Origin of the sequence: Rheinheimera muenzenbergensis (genome assembly GCF_036984005.1) — a bacterium.
Taxonomy (GTDB): Bacteria; Pseudomonadota; Gammaproteobacteria; order Enterobacterales; family Alteromonadaceae; genus Alishewanella; species Alishewanella muenzenbergensis.
On sequence record NZ_JALAAR010000001.1, the window covers coordinates 356,468 to 376,821 of the forward strand.

19 protein-coding genes are annotated in these 20,354 nt (G+C 47.4%); 8 read left to right on the plus strand and 11 right to left on the minus strand.

Translation table 11 applies throughout. The features are described 5' to 3' along the window. Nucleotides 1-3: 3 nt before the first annotated feature. Genes MN202_RS01600 through MN202_RS01635 form a run of 8 tightly spaced genes read left to right on the plus strand, consistent with a single transcriptional unit; the run spans nucleotide 4 to nucleotide 7,498 of the window. On the plus strand, nucleotides 4-1,149 hold the full coding sequence (locus MN202_RS01600) for a LegC family aminotransferase (protein ID WP_335734332.1): 1,146 nt from the start codon (nucleotides 4-6) through the stop codon (nucleotides 1,147-1,149). Further along, nucleotides 1,149-2,303 carry a UDP-N-acetylglucosamine 2-epimerase gene (gene neuC, locus MN202_RS01605; RefSeq protein WP_335734333.1) on the plus strand — a complete coding sequence of 385 codons (1,155 nt, stop codon included), beginning with the start codon at nucleotides 1,149-1,151 and terminating at the stop codon, nucleotides 2,301-2,303. Before MN202_RS01600 ends, neuC begins: the two co-directional genes overlap by 1 nt. Further along, on the plus strand, nucleotides 2,300-3,373 hold the full coding sequence (neuB, locus tag MN202_RS01610; protein ID WP_335734334.1) for an N-acetylneuraminate synthase: 1,074 nt from the start codon (nucleotides 2,300-2,302) through the stop codon (nucleotides 3,371-3,373). The genes neuC and neuB overlap by 4 nt, the downstream gene beginning before the upstream one ends. Then, nucleotides 3,363-4,001 carry an acetyltransferase gene (locus MN202_RS01615; RefSeq protein ID WP_335734335.1) on the plus strand — a complete coding sequence of 213 codons (639 nt, stop codon included), beginning with the start codon at nucleotides 3,363-3,365 and terminating at the stop codon, nucleotides 3,999-4,001. Before neuB ends, MN202_RS01615 begins: the two co-directional genes overlap by 11 nt. A gap of 6 nt (nucleotides 4,002-4,007) precedes the next feature. Continuing rightward, the gene (locus tag MN202_RS01620) at nucleotides 4,008-5,066 is read left to right on the plus strand and encodes a nucleotidyltransferase family protein (protein WP_335734336.1); all 1,059 of its coding nucleotides are present in this window, start codon (nucleotides 4,008-4,010) and stop codon (nucleotides 5,064-5,066) included. Then, entirely contained in the window at nucleotides 5,066-6,049 is a 984-nt protein-coding gene (locus MN202_RS01625; protein ID WP_335734337.1) for a Gfo/Idh/MocA family protein, read from the plus strand. The genes MN202_RS01620 and MN202_RS01625 overlap by 1 nt, the downstream gene beginning before the upstream one ends. Continuing rightward, entirely contained in the window at nucleotides 6,046-6,744 is a 699-nt protein-coding gene (locus MN202_RS01630) for an acylneuraminate cytidylyltransferase family protein (RefSeq protein ID WP_335734338.1), read from the plus strand. Before MN202_RS01625 ends, MN202_RS01630 begins: the two co-directional genes overlap by 4 nt. Next, entirely contained in the window at nucleotides 6,734-7,498 is a 765-nt protein-coding gene (locus tag MN202_RS01635; RefSeq protein ID WP_335734339.1) for an oxidoreductase, read from the plus strand. The genes MN202_RS01630 and MN202_RS01635 overlap by 11 nt, the downstream gene beginning before the upstream one ends. Nucleotides 7,499-7,544: 46 nt before the next feature. Here the strand turns inward: MN202_RS01635 and MN202_RS01640 are convergent, their stop codons facing one another. The 11 genes from MN202_RS01640 to flgK all read right to left on the minus strand — a co-directional run bounded on the left by MN202_RS01640 (nucleotide 7,545) and on the right by flgK (nucleotide 20,315). Further along, nucleotides 7,545-8,120: a hypothetical protein gene (locus tag MN202_RS01640; RefSeq protein WP_335734340.1), complete on the minus strand. Its 576-nt coding sequence runs from the start codon at nucleotides 8,118-8,120 to the stop codon at nucleotides 7,545-7,547. Between the two features lie 190 nt (nucleotides 8,121-8,310). Continuing rightward, nucleotides 8,311-10,395 (minus strand): motility associated factor glycosyltransferase family protein, encoded by a 2,085-nt coding sequence (locus MN202_RS01645; protein ID WP_335734341.1) that lies wholly within the window; start codon nucleotides 10,393-10,395, stop codon nucleotides 8,311-8,313. A 3-nt stretch (nucleotides 10,396-10,398) separates the two neighbouring features. Next, the gene (locus MN202_RS01650; RefSeq protein ID WP_335734342.1) at nucleotides 10,399-10,707 is read right to left on the minus strand and encodes a hypothetical protein; all 309 of its coding nucleotides are present in this window, start codon (nucleotides 10,705-10,707) and stop codon (nucleotides 10,399-10,401) included. After that, nucleotides 10,691-11,125, minus strand: coding sequence for a flagellar export chaperone FliS (gene fliS / locus MN202_RS01655; RefSeq protein WP_335734343.1), 435 nt, complete (start codon nucleotides 11,123-11,125; stop codon nucleotides 10,691-10,693). Before fliS ends, MN202_RS01650 begins: the two co-directional genes overlap by 17 nt. 16 nt (nucleotides 11,126-11,141) lie before the next feature. Further along, the gene (fliD, locus tag MN202_RS01660; RefSeq protein ID WP_335734344.1) at nucleotides 11,142-12,545 is read right to left on the minus strand and encodes a flagellar filament capping protein FliD; all 1,404 of its coding nucleotides are present in this window, start codon (nucleotides 12,543-12,545) and stop codon (nucleotides 11,142-11,144) included. 24 nt (nucleotides 12,546-12,569) lie between these two features. Beyond that, the gene (locus tag MN202_RS01665) at nucleotides 12,570-13,037 is read right to left on the minus strand and encodes a flagellar protein FlaG (RefSeq protein ID WP_335734345.1); all 468 of its coding nucleotides are present in this window, start codon (nucleotides 13,035-13,037) and stop codon (nucleotides 12,570-12,572) included. Between the two features lie 56 nt (nucleotides 13,038-13,093). Then, nucleotides 13,094-14,089, minus strand: a complete 996-nt coding sequence (locus tag MN202_RS01670) for a flagellin N-terminal helical domain-containing protein (RefSeq protein WP_335734346.1) — start codon at nucleotides 14,087-14,089, stop codon at nucleotides 13,094-13,096. Nucleotides 14,090-14,448: 359 nt separating this feature from the next. Next, nucleotides 14,449-15,444: a flagellin N-terminal helical domain-containing protein gene (locus MN202_RS01675; protein WP_335734347.1), complete on the minus strand. Its 996-nt coding sequence runs from the start codon at nucleotides 15,442-15,444 to the stop codon at nucleotides 14,449-14,451. A gap of 404 nt (nucleotides 15,445-15,848) precedes the next feature. Then, complete coding sequence (locus tag MN202_RS01680; protein ID WP_335734347.1) at nucleotides 15,849-16,844, minus strand: flagellin N-terminal helical domain-containing protein; 996 nt, start codon at nucleotides 16,842-16,844, stop codon at nucleotides 15,849-15,851. Between the two features lie 207 nt (nucleotides 16,845-17,051). Continuing rightward, nucleotides 17,052-18,284 carry a flagellar hook-associated protein FlgL gene (gene flgL, locus MN202_RS01685; RefSeq protein ID WP_335734348.1) on the minus strand — a complete coding sequence of 411 codons (1,233 nt, stop codon included), beginning with the start codon at nucleotides 18,282-18,284 and terminating at the stop codon, nucleotides 17,052-17,054. Between the two features lie 3 nt (nucleotides 18,285-18,287). Then, nucleotides 18,288-20,315, minus strand: a complete 2,028-nt coding sequence (flgK, locus tag MN202_RS01690) for a flagellar hook-associated protein FlgK (protein WP_335734349.1) — start codon at nucleotides 20,313-20,315, stop codon at nucleotides 18,288-18,290. Between the last annotated feature and the right edge of the window lie 39 nt (nucleotides 20,316-20,354).

Below are 20,354 nucleotides of genomic sequence, written 5' to 3' on the forward strand. Positions count from 1 at the left end.
TTAATGAACGCTAAAATTATTCACTTTGTGCGCCAGCTTTATCAAACCAATGCCGCCATTCCGCTGCATGCGCCACGTTTTATTGGTAATGAACAACGCTATCTGGCCGACACCATTGCCAGCACCTTTGTCTCCAGTGTAGGCAAATACGTGGATCAATTTGAGCAGCAAATTGAACACTTTACCGGCTGCGGTAAAGCCGTGGCAACGGTGAATGGCACTGCAGCCCTGCATAGCGCGCTTTATATGGCTGGCGTGCAAGCCGGCGATTTGGTGATAACCCAGCCACTTACCTTTGTTGCTACCTGTAATGCTTTGTACCATATGGGCGCAGAACCGGTATTTGTTGATGTCAGCGCCACTACGCTGTCGCTATGCCCACAAGCATTACTGAACTTTCTGCAGCAACAGGCCGCCACTGATGCACAAGGCTGCTACCTGAAAAGCAACGGCCAGCGTATTAAGGCCGTCATGCCAATGCATACCTTTGGCCACCCGGCAGCACTGGATGAACTGCTGCAGATCTGTCAGCAATGGCAACTGATACTGGTCGAAGACGCCGCTGAAAGTCTGGGTTCCTTTTATAAAGGGCAGCATACCGGCACTTTGGGCCACTTTGGCGCGCTTAGCTTTAACGGCAATAAAATAATTACCACCGGCGGTGGCGGTATGCTGCTGTGTGCCAGCGCGACAGATGGCAGCCGCGCTAAACACCTTACCACCACGGCCAAAGTGGCTCATCGCTGGCAGTTTTATCATGATGAACCCGGCTTCAATTACCGCTTGCCAAACTTAAACGCAGCGCTTGGTTGTGCACAAATGGAGTCACTGGAGTACTTTTTACAACAAAAACGTGAACTTGCTATGCATTACAAAGCCTTTTTTGCCGGGTCCGACTACCAGTTTATAGATGAACCGGCACAGTGCAGCTCCAACTTCTGGTTAAACGCCGTGCTTTGTCCGGATCAACAACGTCGCGACGACTTACTGCAGCACAGTAATGACGCCGGTGTAATGACCCGGCCGGTATGGCAACTAATGCACCAGCTGCCAGCGTTTAAACATGCAGTGCGCGGCCCGCTGCAATGTGCTGAAGAGCTGGCACTGCGGCTGATTAATTTACCCAGCAGTGTACCGGAGGCCCAGTAATGGCGAAAAAAGTTGCCGTATTTACCGCCACCCGGGCCGAATACGGCCTGCTGTACTGGCTGCTGCACGACATAAAAGCCGATGCCGGATTACAGCTGCAACTTATCGTATCTGGCAGCCATTTATCGCCGGAGTTTGGAAACACCTATCAGCAAATCGATAAAGATGGTTTTGACATCACTGAGAAAATTGAAATGCTGCTGTCATCTGACAGCAGCGTTGGCACGGTAAAGAGTATGGGGCTGGCATTGATTGGTCTGGCGGACAGTTTGTCACGATTAAAGCCTGATGTATTGGTGCTGCTTGGCGATCGTTTTGAAACGTTGGCAGCGGCGCAGGCCGCTATGTTAATGAAAATTCCTGTGCTGCATATACACGGCGGCGAAATTACTGAAGGCGCAACCGATGACGCTATCCGCCATGCCATTACCAAGCTCAGTTATCTACATGCGACCTCCACTGAGACATATCGCCAGCGGGTGATTCAATTGGGCGAAGCGCCCGAGCGGGTGCATAACGTCGGAGCTATAGGTTTAGACCACCTGAGCCGCAGCAAATTGCTCAGTCTGCCACAGCTAGCCGAAGCGCTGAGCTTTAAGCTGCAGCAGCCCTATTTTGTCGTTACTTATCACCCGGTTACGCTGGCAGATGAACCGCCACTGGCCAGTTTCGATGCCCTGCTAAACGCGCTGGACCAGTTTAAAGATCACCAGATCATCCTGACCTACCCAAATGCCGATGAAGGAGGCAGGCAAATTATTCAGCGTCTGCAACATTATGCCGCCGCGCAGCCAACACGGGTGCTGGCGATAAAGTCACTGGGGCAACAACGCTACCTGAGTGCAGTGAAACACGCCGCTGCCGTTATTGGCAATTCGTCCAGCGGAATTATTGAAGTACCGGCGTTTAATGTGCCCACGGTAAACATTGGCAGCCGGCAACAAGGCCGGCTGGCGGCGGCGTCTGTGCTGCATTGCCGGGCTGATACTGAGGCTATTCAGCACGGTATTGCAACGGCTCTTAACAGCACTGCTGACAGTGCTACTAATCCGTATGGCCAGGGCAATACCAGCGGCAAAATTATACAGCTGATTAAACAACTGCAGTTTGATCCGGTAAAACCCTTTTATGATCTGCCCGGAGCCGCCTTATGACATTGATTATTGCCGAAGCCGGCGTTAACCATAATGGTGACGAAAAGCTGGCGTTTGCCTTAGTAGATGCGGCGGTAGCTGCCGGGGCCGACATTGTTAAGTTTCAAACCTTTAACGCTAATGCGTTAGCCACTGCCGGCGCACAGCAAGCCAGCTATCAGCGCAAAAATACCGGCCAGGCCGAGTCGCAATTGCAAATGTTGCGCCGGCTGGAGCTAAGTCACGATGCTCATATACGGCTGCAGGCATATTGCGCCAGCCGCGGTATCGGCTTTTTATCTACCGCCTTTGATGAGCAAAGCCTGCAGTTTTTACTCGGGCCACTTAAACTAAACCGGCTGAAACTGCCCTCAGGTGAAATTACCAACGCGCCTTTTGTGCTGCAACATGCCAAAGCCGGCTTGCCACTGATAGTATCAACCGGTATGGCTAATCTGGCAGAAATTGAAACAGCACTGGGTGTTATTGCGTTTGGTCTGACGGCAGCTGCCGATATCAAACCATCACAATTGGCTTTTAATCAGGCATACGCCAGCGAGCAAGGCCAACGAGCTTTGCGTCAGAAAGTCACTTTACTGCACTGCACGACAGAATACCCTGCACCAGCATCCGATATTAATTTAAAAGCGATGGATACAATGGCTGCAGCTTTTGGTCTGCCGGTAGGTTATTCAGATCATAGCGCGGGGATACATATTGCCATAGCCGCTGCTGCCCGCGGCGCTACAGTACTAGAAAAACATTTTACGCTGGATAAAACTCTGCCCGGCCCTGATCACAAGGCCTCACTGGAGCCTGAAGAGCTAACGGCTATGGTGAGTGCCATACGTGAGGTGAATATAGCATTGGGTGATGGCATTAAACGCCCGGCACCGTCAGAGCTTGCCAATAAAGCCGTTGCCCGCAAGAGCCTGGTGGCGGCTTGTGCCATCCGCGCAGGTGAAACCCTGACTACCACTCATATTGCCTGTAAAAGACCTGGCAGTGGAATCAGCCCACAGCGCTACTGGGAGCTGTTAGGCACTGTTGCCAAAAGTGACTTTAATGAAGGAGACTTGCTTGCAGACTAAGCATCTGATCCTGCTTGGCGCCGGAGGTCATGCCAAAGTGCTGCTGTCCATTCTTGTTAAGCAGCAAACTGTGCTCTCGGGTGTCTGTGCCTTGCAGCCACCACAATCTGCTATCTTTGCTTCTATCCCCTTTCTCGGCGATGACAGTGCGGTATTGCAGTATCCACCAGAGCAAACGCTGCTGATAAATGGTGTAGGCGCTTTGCCGGGCAACAGTGCCCGCAATGAAATATTTAACCGTTTCTCTGCCCTGGGTTACCGCTTTGCTTCGGTTATCTCCAGTGATGCGCTGATAGATCCTCATTGCACGCTGGGTCAGGGCGTACAAATTATGCCTGGCGTTATTATTAATGCTGACGCCAACATTGCCGATAACGTTATTATCAACACCGGTGCCCTGGTTGAACATGACTGTGTACTGGAGCGTCATACTATTGTCAGCCCCGGCGCTATCTTGTGTGGTGGCGTTTGTTGTGGTGAAAACAGTTACATTGGCGCCGGGGCTACCGTGATACAAGGGCTTAAACTTGGTAACAATACCACTGTTGCTGCAGGCAGTACCGTGGTACGTAACTTGCTAGATAATCAGAAAATTTATGGCGCTAAGTCGGTCATTAAAATTGAATGAGGCTGCATGATGAGTACCAGCTGGAAAAACACTGCCATTGCTCCTGACAGTAGCATCCGCGATGCGCTGTTATTGCTGGATAAAGAAGCGCTGCGTATCGCGTTGGTGGTAGACACCACTGACACCTTACTCGGTGTTCTTACCGACGGTGATATCCGCCGCGGCTTATTACGTAACTGTACTTTGCAAAGCACAGTAAGCGAAGTGATGAACCCCTCGCCGCTGACGGCTGAGTATGGTACGCCCCGTCGTGAGTTGGTAAAGCTGATGACGCGGAAAAAACTGCTGTCAATTCCGCTGATTAAAGCCGGTAAAGTCGTTGGTCTGGAGACACTGCAAACCGCTGAAGATGCTGTCTTGTATGACAACCCGGTATTTTTAATGGCGGGAGGTTTTGGCAGCCGGTTAAAACCCCTTACCGATGCCTGCCCTAAACCCATGCTAAAAGTAGGCGATAAACCGATCCTCGAGATCGCTTTAAACAGCTTTATCCGTGCCGGCTTTCACAATTTCTATATCTCTTTACACTATATGCCAGAGCAAATTCAGGCGTATTTTGGTGATGGTTCACGTTGGAATGTCAGCATTACCTACATTTACGAGCAGGAACCGCTCGGCACCGGTGGTGCTTTGGGGCTACTACCGGATTCAGTACCGGATTTACCGCTGATCCTGATGAATGGTGATTTGCTCACCACGATAGACTTTGAGCAATTGCTGCAGTTTCACAATAAACAGCAGGCCGATGCCACCATGTGTGTGCGCGATTACGAATACCAAATCCCCTTCGGTGTCATCAACGGTGAAGGCAACAAGGTTACCGGCATGGTGGAAAAACCGATACAACGGTTGTTTGTTAATGCCGGTATCTATGTTGTATCACCAGCCGTACGCAAACAGGTGAAAGCCAATCAGCGTATTGATATGCCTACTTTACTTGAGCAAAATATCGGCAACGATAAGAATGTGCTGATGTTCCCTATTCACGAATACTGGCTGGATATCGGCCGGATGGACGATTACCAGCGGGCACAAATTGATGTGATCAATCTGGGGCTGCATTAATGCAACTTGGGGTAATTGGTTTAGGCAACATTGGCCTGCGCCATCTGGCAAACCTGCATCTGTTGTTTCCAGATGCCGCTTTGCTGGCTGTTAGTGCCAGCGCTGCAGCCAATGCAACCGCCAGTAACACGTTGCCTGATTATGTCACTGCCTGCAGTATGCTGCAGTTATTAAGTGCACAGCCTGAGTTTGTAATAGTTGCATCACCGGCCAGTCTGCATCAACAGCATACCGAGCAGCTGTTAGCGGCCGGCATCGCCGTCTTGGTTGAAAAGCCGCTCACGGCTACAGCAGAGCAAACCCAACAGTTGCTTGCCATAGCACAAAACTTCCCTGACAGTATTATTGAAGTTGGTTACTGCCTGCGTTATTTACCGGCTGCACAGCAGCTTAAAACCATACTGGAAAACGGCCACCTTGGCAGGATATTTAGTGTCATCGCTCAGGTTGGCCAGTACCTGCCACACTGGCGCCCGGGTAAAGATTACCGTCAATCAGTGTCTGCCAGGCAAGCGCTAGGTGGCGGAGCCCTGCTGGAGCTAAGCCATGAGCTGGATTACCTGCAATGGTTATTTGGCTCTCTTACGCTTCGTTCTGCCCGCAACCGTAAAAGTGGTTTACTTGAGCTCGATGTTGAAGATATCAGCGAACTGTTCTTAACTACGGCCGACAATGTCAGCGCATTTGTCCATCTGGATTTTTTGCAGCAACATGCATTTCGCCGTTGCAGTATTATTGCCCAGCACGGCCGCTTAGAGTGGGATCTTGTCTCTAACACGGTGCACTTATATCAACACGACAAACAGCAAGTCTTGTATCAGGACGACAGTTACGACAAAAACAGCATGTACCTCGATATGCTTAGAGCCTTTTGGCAAAAAGTGCAGCAAAAAAATCGCTGCAAAGCGGCCCTGAATAGCGCCGCATCGCTGATTAAGCTTATTGAGCAGGTAAAAACCATCGCACCAGTGGAGACACTATGACCTGTGTTGCCTTTATCTTTGCCAGGGGTGGTTCAAAAGGTTTACCCGGCAAAAATATAAAACCGCTACTTGGCAAACCGCTACTGCACTACTCCATTGACGTAGCAAAGCAGGTTGCTGACATTACGCGGATTTTTGTCTCAACGGATTGTGATGAAATTGCTAATAGCGCTTTAGCGGCCGGTGCCACAGTAATAGCGCGCCCGGCGGAGCTTGCCAGCGACACGGCCCCCGAGTGGGCAGCCTGGCAGCATGCAATTACTTATGTGCAGCAACACTATGGCAATTTTGATAGCTTTGTCAGCCTGCCGGCAACCAGCCCGCTTAGAAGCGCTGAGGATGTTAGCAACGCTATTTACCAACTGCGGCAAAGCAATGCAGATTTATGCCTGGCGGTAACACCGGCCAACCGCAACCCCTATTTTAATATGGTGACACGCACCGATGATGGCATGGTGCAACTGGTCAGCCAGCTACCCAATGGCGTACACCGCCGGCAGGATGCGCCGGCTGTTTACGATATAACCACAGTGGTTTACGCCGCCAGGCCAGACTTTATTCTGCAGCACAATGCGCTGTTTAGCGGCCGCATCACCAGTATTGAGGTGCCAAAGCAGCGCGCGGTAGACATAGACGATATTTACGATTTTATGCTGGCAGAGGCCATTCTGAAGGTTGAACAAGATGCTGAATAATAAAACGGTGCTAATAGCCGGAGCTGGCGGGCTGATTGGCCGCTCAGTAGTAAAAACCTGCCTGGCACAGGGTGCCGCAGTAATAGCCAGTGATTTAGACACTGCAAACCTGCAAAAGCGCCTGCAAGATGATGGCGTTGTGACTGATATCCCAAAGCTCACGCTGGCAACACTGAATATACAAGACGCCGATGCCATTCAGGCATTACTGCTGAAATATCAGCCGGATGGCGCAGTCAATTGCAGCTATCCGCGTAACAAAAGCTACGGCAAGCACTTTTTCGATGTCAGCCTGCAAAGCTTTAATGACAATTTATCGCTTAACCTTGGCAGTGCCTTTTTGTTTATGCAGCAATGTGCCGCTTACTTTAGACAACAGCCGCGTGAGTTTTCACTGGTGAATCTGGCATCGGTATATGGTGTCGTTGCGCCAAGATTTGACGTCTATGCCAACACCAGCATGACAATGCCGGTTGAATATGCGGCAATTAAATCGGCGCTAATCCACTTGAGCAAATACGCAGCGGCCTATGTTGCCGACAGCCGCTTTCGCGTTAATCTGGTCAGCCCCGGCGGTATATTGGATAGTCAGCCCGAGCCGTTTTTGCAAAAGTATCAAGCCAAAACACTGGGTAAAGGCATGCTAGATGCAGCAGATGTAACCGGCGCTATAGCTTTCTTACTGTCAGATCATGCCCGTTTTACCAACGGGCAAAATATTGTGGTGGATGATGGTTTTACGCTGTGTGGCTAAAAGTCATTCAATAGTCACCATGACAAAACTAGCACGGCATTAACCATTAGAACTTAAAGGTAAAAGATGAAAACGATTTATAATATTGCTTTCGCCGAAACATTAAATTAAACATCAACGCAAAAGAGCAAATAAAAAACAAAAATATAGAATTAGGTTCAGAAACGGAAGCCGGAGCAAACTCTACATCTAAAATTAAAAAACTCGAACTATCAAAAGCACTATCAAAATTCAAGTTAATGAAATCATCACCAAAATCAAGATCAAACAATGAAACATTGAAAATATCAGACACTTTTACATTTTTTATTGTTTCACTAAAACCAGTAAATCTATACCCATCAAAAACATTTACGCTACCTAGAAAATAACTGCTACTTATCCATTGAATAGTGACGCTAGTGTCTTCAGGATCAATCAGCTCGTGTAAAAAAGCGTTGATTGCATCCGAGTTTCCTGCAGCCACGGTAGTTTCAACCGAAGGTTGATAATGCGAGTTTAAATTTGGGTAGAGCCTGTCAATAGTCAAAGTATCACCGATCATGCCAGCTTTCACATAAAAACTACAGCAAGTCACCAATAACATAAATAAGCTTTGGAAAAACAGGACTAACTTATTCATACAAAACCCTCCATTAACTAATAATAAAATACTCATCAAAAAGAAACGATATAATATTAGAACGGAATTTAAAAAATGCTAGTGAAATAACAAAATAAATTAAATAAAATTTAAAACCAAGCCTCAACCACTCTTATCTAAAATATTTTAAGTATCAATGAATACTCATTGAAAACCAACTTAAATCGATTCATTGTAATTTATTTTTATTAGCAAAGACGATATCCATACCCCAGTCACATTTTTTGTTCCAGCTTTGCCGGTAGTCCACTTTCATTGCGCTGACATAGTCTTTCCACAACGCCAACAAAGCAGTGAAGCAATCTAATGACACCTGCTCATCCTCATACTGGTATAACAGTGTCAGCATAGGGCAATGGTAATACAGTAAAGAGCCTTTTAGCATATGGAACAAATGAGCAAAACGGGTATTTCGGAACGCATAAACATAGCGCGCCTGCCGCTTTAATATGTCAGAGGCTTGTTGCCTGTTACTAAATGACTCACTGGCAATATCATTCAGATGATCACAAATCTCATCAAATAAATCGAAAGCCAGACGTGTATCATCTACTTTAAAATCAAGCTTTTTAAAGAAACGGCTTTTAATTGATTCTACAACTTCCGCTTTGGGCCCCCGTGCTGTGCGAACAAACACATCTTCCTCAATTAGCGGTATTGCCCCTTCGATATAGGCACCTTCGCCAACGTTATAAACGGAAATCTTTTTATCTGTTTTAACCAAGCCTTCCATAAATTTATGCGCTAACATCAACAAATTGGTCGCCATGACATCCTGGGTTAGATTACCCTTCAGCTTAATACGCGCGCCTTTATCTACAATTTTTTTGTAGTTTTCGTTATTAGCATAAATACTGTTGGCGGAGTGTGTCTTACCATCCAGGTAACCGTTATCAACACCAACCAGATAAACTTCACCAAAGCCCAACGTAAAAGCGTAGGATAATCCGGTGTTGGCTACTAAAGGGCCGGGAAAGGCTAAAGAAGGAAGTAACGTTTTATGGTCTTCCAGTGTTATTATCTGGCTAAAGACTGTCGCGGCTTCAGGACCTTTTAATCCCAGCCCAGCCCATTTGTATAACTCCACCGCATCAGGATAAATAACATCAACGGCTAACAAATTTAAATCGGCATAGAAAGAGGGATCAAAACTGTGTAACAGGGCGTCATAAGTGGTTCTTGGCCGCTCAACTAACACATGAAAGTCAGCCTTAATGCCCATCCGTGCCAAGGACCCCAGAGCCGTACCACACGCAAAGATAATGACGTTATCCTGGATCTGCTTTAACACTTCAGCAGCACTATCCAGTGAAGGGCCGTTGCCTACCACTACAGCCGGCATATCAAGATATTTACGCGGCACGACCGGCACATAAAAATGGGATTTATTTTTATAGTTCATCAAACAATGTGCTAAGCCGGTAATAGCATCATTGTAAAATCCGTAGCCAGATTGAATTTCGTAGTAGCCATTAAAAAAAGCAGATATTTGTTTGTTTACTTCAGCAGATGGATAATGTTGATAACAAAATGCACGGATAATTGAATAAGCGCCGATATCAGAGGCAATCTTTTTTACAGAATCGAAAAACTGTTCAACGCTTAAACCAATCTGTAAAAATAAGGTACCACCTTCGGCGTCTACACTTTCAATAATCGACGCCCAATCAGTACAAAACAAACTGGCGTAAAATATCTCAAGATCAGGCTCACTGATATAAATATAATCAAAACTGTGTTTGTTTAACAATTCAGTGACGATAAAACCCAAACCAACGCCAAATAAGATAGCAGTAGGAAAATGCTCCGGTAAGGCGGTTAGATTCGCCGGATTCGATTCTCGAAAAGACTTAATAGTATTACTCAGCTTTGCCATAAAGCGACTATGAATTCGCTGATCATTATCTGCGATATCAAAGCCGTACTGCGTTAAACTGTAGTAGCCTTTTTGCTCATTTTTTTCAAGCTGATCACGGGTTTGCTGTATCGGATCATCAGAGTAAATCGGCACCGGAACAGACGCCGGAATAAAATTACCAACGCCGGTTGAGGTAACAATAATGCTAAAATCTTCCCGTGGCTGATATTCTTTTATTGTCTTAGCAATATTAGGGAAGTATTTTTCAAGAGCCTGAATGTTACGTTCAAAGCGCTTTTGCGACTCTTTGGCAAATCGCTGCTCCCGCTCGTTCTGCTGCATCAATGCCGACAGGGCATGTTCCGCCTGTTGCAATAACTGCTCTAACTCAGTCATAACTTAGCCAATCTGGTAGGTTTTTTTTATCTTATTGGCAGACTTTACCGCAGCAATCTGGCCTAAGCTATCTTTTATTTGCTGCTGTTGCGCAGACAATAACGATAGTTGCGCATCGATCTGCTCAGACAGCAGTTGCAACCTGGCAGCCTGTGCAGCATCAAGCTGATCTGAGTTAACGAATATTTGCTGAAGGGAGGTCATCAGATTGGCGAGTTGCTCAGTTGCCTGCTCATAATCTGCTTTATCTACAGCAGCAGAAACAACAATAAGCTGTTGTTCTGCCGCGTTAATTTTATCCGACGTTTGCATGCGCCACCGTACGCTGTGCTTCGGCATCTTGTTGCGCACTTAGCGGTATTTCATCCCAGGCTGACTTTATTTCACGAAATAAATTGGACACTTCATCAATAGCGGTGGTAGTGTCCTTTTCAACACTGGCGTCAATCAAGCGTTCGATCATGTAGCTGTACAAGGCGTACAAGTTAGCTGCTAACTCAGGTGCTACCGTTTCGTCAAGGCAAGAGCGTAGCGATTCCAAAATTGCAGAAGCTTTAGATAAACATATAGCTTTTTGCTCATAATCTTTACGCTGCAATGCACCTTTGGCTAAAGCCAGATTATCCATCACTCCTGCCATCAGCATCTTGATTATCTGATAGGGAGACGCATCAGCCAAGCGAGTTTTGGTAGCCTCTTTTTGATAAAACTTAAGTTTTGCACCGCTCATGCGCTTGCTCTCCTATTTATTTTTTAGAACTGGTAAAACCAGGTAAACTAGCTAATTGTTGGGTAATATAACTGCCTGAACTTTTCATCGATGCAATTAACACATCTAAACTGGCGTATTTTGCCCGCAAACCAGCCTCAAGTTGCGTCATTCTGTAGTCATGTGAAGCTTTATCGTCTTCAATTTGCCGCAAAGATTTGTTTAGCGATTCTTCACGAAATTTAAAGCTACCTTCGGTTTCGAGGTGACTTTCTAAAAAGCTTTCAAAGGTTTTTGCCAAGCCTGTTTCGCCGGAAAACAACTTACCGACATCAGCATAGTCAGACGTTAGCGCTTCATTAACACTGCGCACCAAAGTAGACTTTTCCAACTTACCTGCTTTGGTTAAACCAATACCAACATCAAACAGTGTTTCAAAACCACCGGCACCTGAGACAGAGGTTGATAAGGTATTGATCAATTGGTTTTTCAGACCACGCATCGCCGAGTCACCATATAAAGCGGCACCGGCTTTGGTGTGGTATTCGATAGTACCAACCGCATTGTTAAAAGCGGCGATAAATTCATCAATAAGTTTTTCAACACCGGTTTTATCATAATCAACCGTCAGTTTGGCAGTTTCAGTACCTTCGCTGACTTTTTTCGCGGTGATAGTTAAATCCTGTACTGCGTCTTTAAATATATTGGTTTCGCTACTGACTGCTATACCGTCGACTTCAATAATGGCATCCCGGGCCTGATCGGCAACAGCAATGGTTAAGCCACCTGCTCCGCCACCAAAAGCCGTGGTAGAAATATTATCCAGCTCTGCATTGTCGTTAGTGATGGTTAAATCGTTACCTGTACCACTCACATTTGAGCTGATAACTAGCTTAGCTTCTGGTGTGGCACCGCCGGTATTAATGATATTGACCGACACACCAAAGTTGTCTGCTGAATCATTAATCGCGGCCCTAACTTCTTCCAGGGTTGCACCTGCTGCAACATCCACCTCAAAGCTTTTAGTACCGGCCGCTATGGTCAGTTTGCCACCAGCGGCGCTAACCACATCGGTAGGTGCGGTAAAAGCGGCATTAGTCGTTGCCCGGCTTCCTTGGGCAAGCTGGTTTACTTTAATATTGAAATTACCAGGTGTGGCGCTGCTGTTAGAGGCCACGGAGATTAAATCACCGGAAGCTGGTTGCGTAATGGTATTACTGCGTTTGCTGAAGTTTGCCGGATCAGCCAGCTTTTTGATGATGTCCTGAAATGCAGACAACGTTGATTTTACTGCCCCTAAACCAGATAGCTGCACGGAAAAACGGGTTTTGCTCTCTTCAAACCGTTTCATCCGCGGCAAATCTTCAGCATTAACCGTTGCCTGAATGATGCTTTCCAGATCTAAACCTGAACCTACACCAGCTGAAGTGATAGTTGCCATAACAGCATGCTCCTGAGTTTCGTGTCAGGCCTGAAAATTAATCAATGCGCCTGCCTTAGTTAAGTTATCGGCCATTTCACTGAAAGCTTTAGCCACTTTGACTAAATCTTGCGATGGTATTTCGCGGATCAGCTCATTGCTGGTTTTATCTATCACTTTAATGACTGGCGGGTCGCCTAGTTCATCAAATTCAAACACCAGCCTGGTGTTAGCTATCGGTATAACTTTGTTAATTTGCTCCAGCGTTTGCCGGATCTGATTATTATCGAATGATACCGCAGGTTCCGGTTGATTTTCTTGACCTTCTTGTCTTGTTTGTTCAACTTTTACTAGCGCCGCTTTTTCAGCTTGCGCAGCAAGTGTTAATTTATCAGCAAGAATAGCGTCCTGTTGCTGCAGTGCCGGCTCAGATTGCACAGTTTTCGCTGTGGCTGTTCTTTCTACCATGTCTGCAATGCGGCTGTCTTTGGCAAATAATGACTCCACAGACATAAAAACCTCCAAAGTAAAGCTGTTGGCCAGCAAGATACTGGCCAACTAACTATAGCTTATCCTAACAGCGACAGAGCAACCTGCGGACGCTGGTTGGCCTGTGACAGGATAGTGGTACTGGCCTGTTGCAAGATCTGGTTACGTGTTAATGCCGCTGTTTCAGCAGCAAAATCCGCATCCTGGATCCGGCTACGGGCGCCAGACAGGTTTTCAGCAATATTCGACTGGTTACGAATAGTTGACTGGAACCGGTTTTGTACCGCACCCAGCTCAGCACGCTTTTTATCTACTACGGCAATCAGCGAGTCCATACTAGCCATAACCAGCTGAGCATTTACCTGCGTTGATACTGAGATGGCTGATGCATTAAGGTTGGCAGCACTGAACGCCGCTCCCGCTAACGCAAAAGCAGTATCCATAGCTGATAAGCCAGACAAGCCAGCCGCACCTAATACATCGGTCAGAGCCTTGCCGGTTACTTCTGATGCAATAGCCGCCATACCTGACAGTGTAAAACCACCGTTTGCTGTCAAACTATGATCGCTGTCGCCAGCCGTACCACCAACTTGCTTCATTGAGAAGCTGATAGTTTGTACTGCATCCGCACCCACCTGGAAACTGGCTGAGTAACTGCCGTCCAGCAGATTTTGACCACCAAAGGTCGTATCTTTTGCAACGCGGTTAACTTCGCCCATTAATGAACGGATTTCTTCCTGAATTGCCAGGCGGTCTTCGTCAGTGTTAGAACCGTTTGATGCCTGTTGCGCCAGAGTACGTACACGCTGGAACATCGCGGTCACTTCTTCCATCGCACCTTCTGCAGTTTGCGCTAAAGAAATACCGTCGTTGGCGTTACGGATACCCTGGTTCAGACCATTGATCTGGCCGGATAAACGGTTGCTGATTTGTAAACCTGCAGAGTCATCTGCGGCACTGTTAATCCGTAAACCGGATGATAAGCGTTTAAACGATGTATCCAGCGCAGTACCGCTGTTCATCAGCTGACGCTGGCCGTTTAACGAGCTTACGTTAGTATTGACATATAAAGCCATATGTAGCCTCCAAATTTAACAGAACTGCTTTGACTGCAGTGGTTACCCCACCCCTGCGGTTAAACAGCATACGTATCGTGATTTTAACCATCCGGTCCCCACCATCCGGTTAAAACAAGGTCACTAATACAGTTCCCCTGTAACCTGTATCGGCGTGACTAACTAAAGCTTTAGGATTTTTTTTAATTTTTTTGCAGTTTATTTTAAGAGGGAAATTATTTGTTTTGAATCAACTAGTTGGGCAAGATGGAAGAGGTGAGATTTATCGTTGCATTTTTGAAAGGCCGGCAGCATTACCCCATGCTGCCGACACTTTTTTACTTTCAAACTATTGGGCTCCGCGCATTACGCTCTGCCTATTAACCCTGCAGTAAGCTCAGCGCTGCCTGTGGCCGCTGGTTAGCCTGCGACAGTATGGTCGTTGTTGCCTGTTGCAATATCTGGTTACGGGTCAGCATCGCGGTTTCTGCTGCAAAGTCGGCATCTTTTATCCGTGATTTTGCACCTGATAAATTCTCGCCGATATTGGTCTGGTTGCGGATAGTCGCCTGAAACCGGTTTTGTACCGCACCCAGCTCTGCCCGTTTCTTATCTACTACGGCAATCATCGCATCCATACTGGCTAACACTAACTGCGCATTAACCTGAGTGGATACTGAAATACCTGACGCATTTAAATTCGCTGCACTAAACGCCGCACCTGCAAGTGCAAAAGTGGTGTCTAACGCCGACAACCCGGATAAACCCGCAGCGCCCAGTACATCTGACATTGGTTTACCCGTTACAGCAGATGCAATTGCAGCTATGCCCGATAACGTAAAACCACCATTTGCTGTTAAGCTGTTAGCTCCATTTGCGGTTGAACCTACCGTTTTCATGCTAAAGCCGATGGTCTGTACTGCATCAGCACCGACCTGAAAGCTCGCAGCATAGGTGCCATCCAGCAAGTTCTGACCACCAAAGGTGGTATCTTTCGCTACCCGGTTTACTTCGCTCATTAACGAGCGGATTTCTTCCTGAATCGCCAGACGGTCAGTATCTGTGTTCGAGCCGTTTGCGGCTTGTTGTGCCAGGGTACGTACACGCTGGAACATCGCCGTCACTTCTTCCATCGCACCTTCTGCTGTCTGCGCTAAAGAAATGCCGTCGTTGGCGTTACGGTTACCCTGGTTTAAGCCCTGAATTTGTGATTCTAACCGGTCGGAAATCTGCAAACCCGCCGCATCGTCAGCAGCACTGTTGATACGTAAACCAGAAGATAAACGTTTGAATGAGGTGTCCAGGGCATTACCGCTGTTCATTAACTGACGCTGAGCATTTAATGCGCTGATGTTACTGTTGACGTATAAAGCCATGGTGTTTCTCCCGATTACCTTATCTGATTTCGAATCACGCTGATGCTGTTTTCGCGTTGTGATTCGTCTGATACTTAGTTATCGGAGTTTGGCTAGGAAACTTTAGTGAAAACTGTAAAAAGAATATTTTTCTGTTTAGTGCTGCGAGAATAAAATACTGACGCCAAAAAACTGACGTAAATTATTGGCACAAAATATGAATGCATAAATGCAGCTGGTGGCAACGCCGGCTAACAGATAAATGTATGTAGCCTCCGCGCATTGCGTTTATCAAATCCGCGCCCGGGCATTACCCCATCGCCCGGGCGCATTGCAACAAAAAGCCGGCAGCATTACCCCATGCTGCCGGCACCTTATTTTTTCCCATTCAAACTCATGGGCTCCGCGCATTGCGCATTAGCTTATTAACCTTGCAGTAAGCTCAGCGCTGCCTGTGGCCGCTGGTTAGCCTGCGACAGTATGGTCGTCGTCGCTTGCTGTAAAATCTGGTTACGGGTCAGCATCGCAGTTTCTGCTGCAAAGTCGGCATCTTTTATCCGTGATTTTGCACCTGATAAATTCTCGCCGATATTGGTCTGGTTGCGGATAGTCGCCTGAAACCGGTTTTGTACCGCACCCAGCTCTGCCCGTTTCTTATCTACTACGGCAATCATCGCATCCATACTGGCTAACACTAACTGCGCATTAACCTGAGTGGATACTGAAATACCTGACGCATTTAAATTCGCTGCACTAAACGCCGCACCTGCAAGTGCAAAAGTGGTGTCTAACGCCGACAACCCGGATAAACCCGCAGCGCCCAGTACATCTGACATTGGTTTACCCGTTACAGCAGATGCAATTGCAGCTATGCCCGATAACGTAAAACCACCATTTGCTGTTAAGCTGTTAGCTCCATTTGCGGTTGAACCTACCGTTTTCATGCTAAAGCCGATGGTCTGTACTGCATCAGCACCGACCTGAAAGCTCGCAGCATAGGTGCCATCCAGCAAGTTCTGACCACCAAAGGTGGTATCTTTCGCTACCCGGTTTACTTCGCTCATTAACGAGCGGATTTCTTCCTGAATCGCCAGACGGTCAGTATCTGTGTTCGAGCCGTTTGCGGCTTGTTGTGCCAGGGTACGTACACGCTGGAACATCGCCGTCACTTCTTCCATCGCACCTTCTGCTGTCTGCGCTAAAGAAATGCCGTCGTTGGCGTTACGGTTACCCTGGTTTAAGCCCTGAATTTGTGATTCTAACCGGTCGGAAATCTGCAAACCCGCCGCATCGTCAGCAGCACTGTTGATACGTAAACCAGAAGATAAACGTTTGAATGAGGTGTCCAGGGCATTACCGCTGTTCATTAACTGACGCTGAGCATTTAATGCGCTGATGTTACTGTTGACGTATAAAGCCATGCTGTTTCTCCCGATTACCTTATCTGATTTCGAATCACGCTGATGCTGTTTTCGCGTTGTGATTCGCCTGATACTTAGTTATCGGATGCGCAATACTATTCTTTAGAAAATTTACTTAATTTTTTTTAATTGTCTGTTTTTAATCTGATTTATATAGAAAACTGAGGCAAACAATAGGCCGGCAATTTTTTGCCGGCTTAAAGGTTATTAGCGGATATAATCAAAAAGCGAGGTGTTAGTAACAGTATTAAAAGTAGCTTGCACTGCCTGCAGCGCAGTTTCTTCCTTGGTCAGATCAGCAATAACTTTAGAAAAATCCACTTCGGCAATATCGGCCTGATACTGGGTAGCCAGTATTTCCAGATCAGCGTTCGAGCCATTGATACTATCCAACACATTAATACGCCCGCCTATGGCTGAGCGTGCCGAGGCGACACTGGTAGAGGCATCATCAATTTCACCGACCGCTTTGGCGACACTGGCCTGAAAGGCTGCATCGACCGGTCCGGGTGTTCTAAGTGCCGTCATTAGCTCTGTCAGCGTATTTAAGATATTGGTTTTCTCCGGCGCCGGCAGGTCAAAGTCTACCCGACCAGCCCCAGCCGGGCCGTTAACCACAATTTCCAGACCATTAAAGTTTATCGGCTGGCCTGAGGTGTAGGCGCCGGTTACCGGAGGTACCAAAGCTGCACCACCGCGCAGTATCTGATAGTTACTCGGTGCTGTCAGCTCAACGCTGATAGTGTTATTAGCCGGCGTAACTTTGTCATAATTATTGATATAAAAACTGTTAAACACGTCCGGGTTAATGACATTGACCGCTGCGCTGGTGGGCCCGGGTACTGCGATGACAGGAGCGGTCGGCTGCGGTTTCACCTGAATGCTGTCGAACACCTTTTTGCCACTGTCGTTCACCGGCAACGTCACCCCTGGCGATATCTGTAAGGCTTTTTGGCCATCGTCGCCGTTAAAAACGTACTGGCCTGTCGATGCGTCTAAACTAAAAGCCTGCAAGCCATCCTGAAAGCCAGAAAATAAATAGCCCCCTTCAACATTGCGGCTATTCATCAGGTCAAACAACTGCTGCTGAATGCCTTCAAGCTCTGATGCGACGGCTTCGCGCTCAGACTCCGCATAAGAGCCGTTACCTGCAGCAATAGCCAACACCCTGGCTCGGTCCATTGCAGTGCGGACAGATGCCAACACGGTTTCTTCTACGCCGAGGTTATTTTTTACCGCTATGCCATTTTGCTCAAACTGAGATAACTGTGACAGGTTTTGACCTACACCAAGCACTTTGGCGCTGCCGGAAGGATCGTCAGCCGGTGTCAGGATTTTGGTCTTTTTAATCATCTGATCCTGGGCGCGCAACAAGCGTTTTTGCGTATTGAGTATGCCATCCAGACTCTGATTAAATTTACTGTTAAACGTAATACGCATACATTACCTCACCGCTTGTATCAAGGTGTCAAAAATGGTTTGTGACGTCGAAATAATTTTCGCCGCTGCCGCATAAGACTGCTGAAACCTTACCAGATTGGCGGCTTCTTCATCCAGGCTGACACCAGACAAGGATTCTTTTAATTGCAGTGTCTGTGAGTATAGCGCTTCGGCTGCAGCCTGGCTGTTTCTGGCCTGCGCGGTCTTGTCGCCAACAAAACTTACCATAGTGCCGTATGCTTCGTTAAAGCTGACGCTGTTATCGGCAGACGGTGTCGCTACCGCGTAACGGCGCATTGTCTCTTCGGTTTGTTGTTTGGCCAGCTCCAGACCATTGCGGTTATCATTAAAACCACCGGTATTATACTCGATCGTAAAACTGTCGCCGGTTTGCGGAATGCCGGTAATATTAAAATCAAAGCCATAAGCGCCTAAACCCGCCTCTGCCATAATGTTATTAAACTGGCCATTGGGTAGCGCTGCAGTCGTACCTAACAAGGCGTTTGTGTTATCGCGTACTTCAAACTGATTGCCACCAATATGCGTCACGGTAAAAGGCGCACCATTAATAGACGATGGTGCAACAAACTGCGATGTTGCCGGATTGGTATTTGACACTATTAACTTATCGACCTGGCCGTTGCCCAGATTATCCTGTGCGACCAGACTACGTACCGGCGAAGCCAGTGCAATATCTTCCGGGCGGGTTGTTGCCAGATTAATATTGCGAGCGGCGCTGGAGAGCGGCTTTAACGCAAACTGATCGCCGTCATTCATCGGGCCTGTCACGACAAGTGATAAACCATACATATCCGGAAAACCGGCGCCCAGCGTTTCTCTGTTAAGGGTTGCCGGAAACGCCACGCCTGGAATGGTTATCGCCGAGCCCGGTACCACATTGCCCGAGGTGTCAGTGGCTTCCAGCGTCAGCGTATTTGGTGCAGTAAAGGTTAACAGAAAGTCATTTGGCGGCAACTGTGAGGCCCGGCCCGGTTCAATACTTACTGCAACAGTACCGGCACCGGTATTGCCCTGAAATGCAAAGCCGTTGCTTTGTGGCAGCACAAATAAATCCCCACCCAACTCGCCGTTAGCATTCATGCCCAGCCTGTTTTGCGTGTTTAATTTATCTGACATTGCCAGTGCCAACTGGCCAAGTTGCATTTGAGTAGGAATTAACAAATCGTCACGAAATTTCAGCAAGCCGCCAAGCTGACCGCCCATTTCTTCAATGCCTAAATTACGAATAACCGAAGGTTTGGAATTAAGGCTCAGCTGTACATTACGTACATTCGGGTCCGGGTCACCGTTCAGACTTAAAATACTAAACTCGCCGTTTTCAACCACCAATGACTGGCCAGTTGCCATAAACACCAGTTTTTCACCATTGTCAGAATCGAGTACTTTAATGTCGAGCTTTTCTGACAACAGGCGCATCGCCTCATCGCGCCTGTCAAGTAAATCCAGCGGCGGCTGGTTATTATCGCCCCGGCCAAAGCCGGCAATACTGCGATTAAGCTCAGATATATTACGGATTAACGAATTGGTTTGGGTTAAGTCTAAATCCAGTTGCTGGTTAACATAGGTTGCCTGATCCAATACCAGATTCGATAAGGTAGCAAAGCGGTCGGTTAATGATTCACTGCTGCTGATAATTAATTGCCGGGTCGAGATGGCACTGGGATCGTTATTGGCCGTTTGAAATTTTTGAAACAGGTCATTCATTGCCGATGAAATGCTGTTGGCCGGATTAGAAAACAAGCCATCAATCCGGTTTGCTTCAGCCGTATACTGACTGGCAAATGCCAGCTGCGAGGTATCGCGACGAAGCTGGGCCGAGGTAAATTCGCTTACCAGCCGCTCTGTCGTGCCCTTGCCTACACCCAAACCTAACGTCTGCGCTTCAAACTCAGTGCGTTGCCTTGAATAGCCCTGCGTATTGACGTTGGCAATGTTATTACTGGTGGTGCTAAGTAAAGTGCTGTTAGATAACACAGCGGATGTACCTATGCGCAGTAAATTATCAGACATTGCTCTCTCCGGCGACACCGCTGTCGGGTGTCAGTTGAC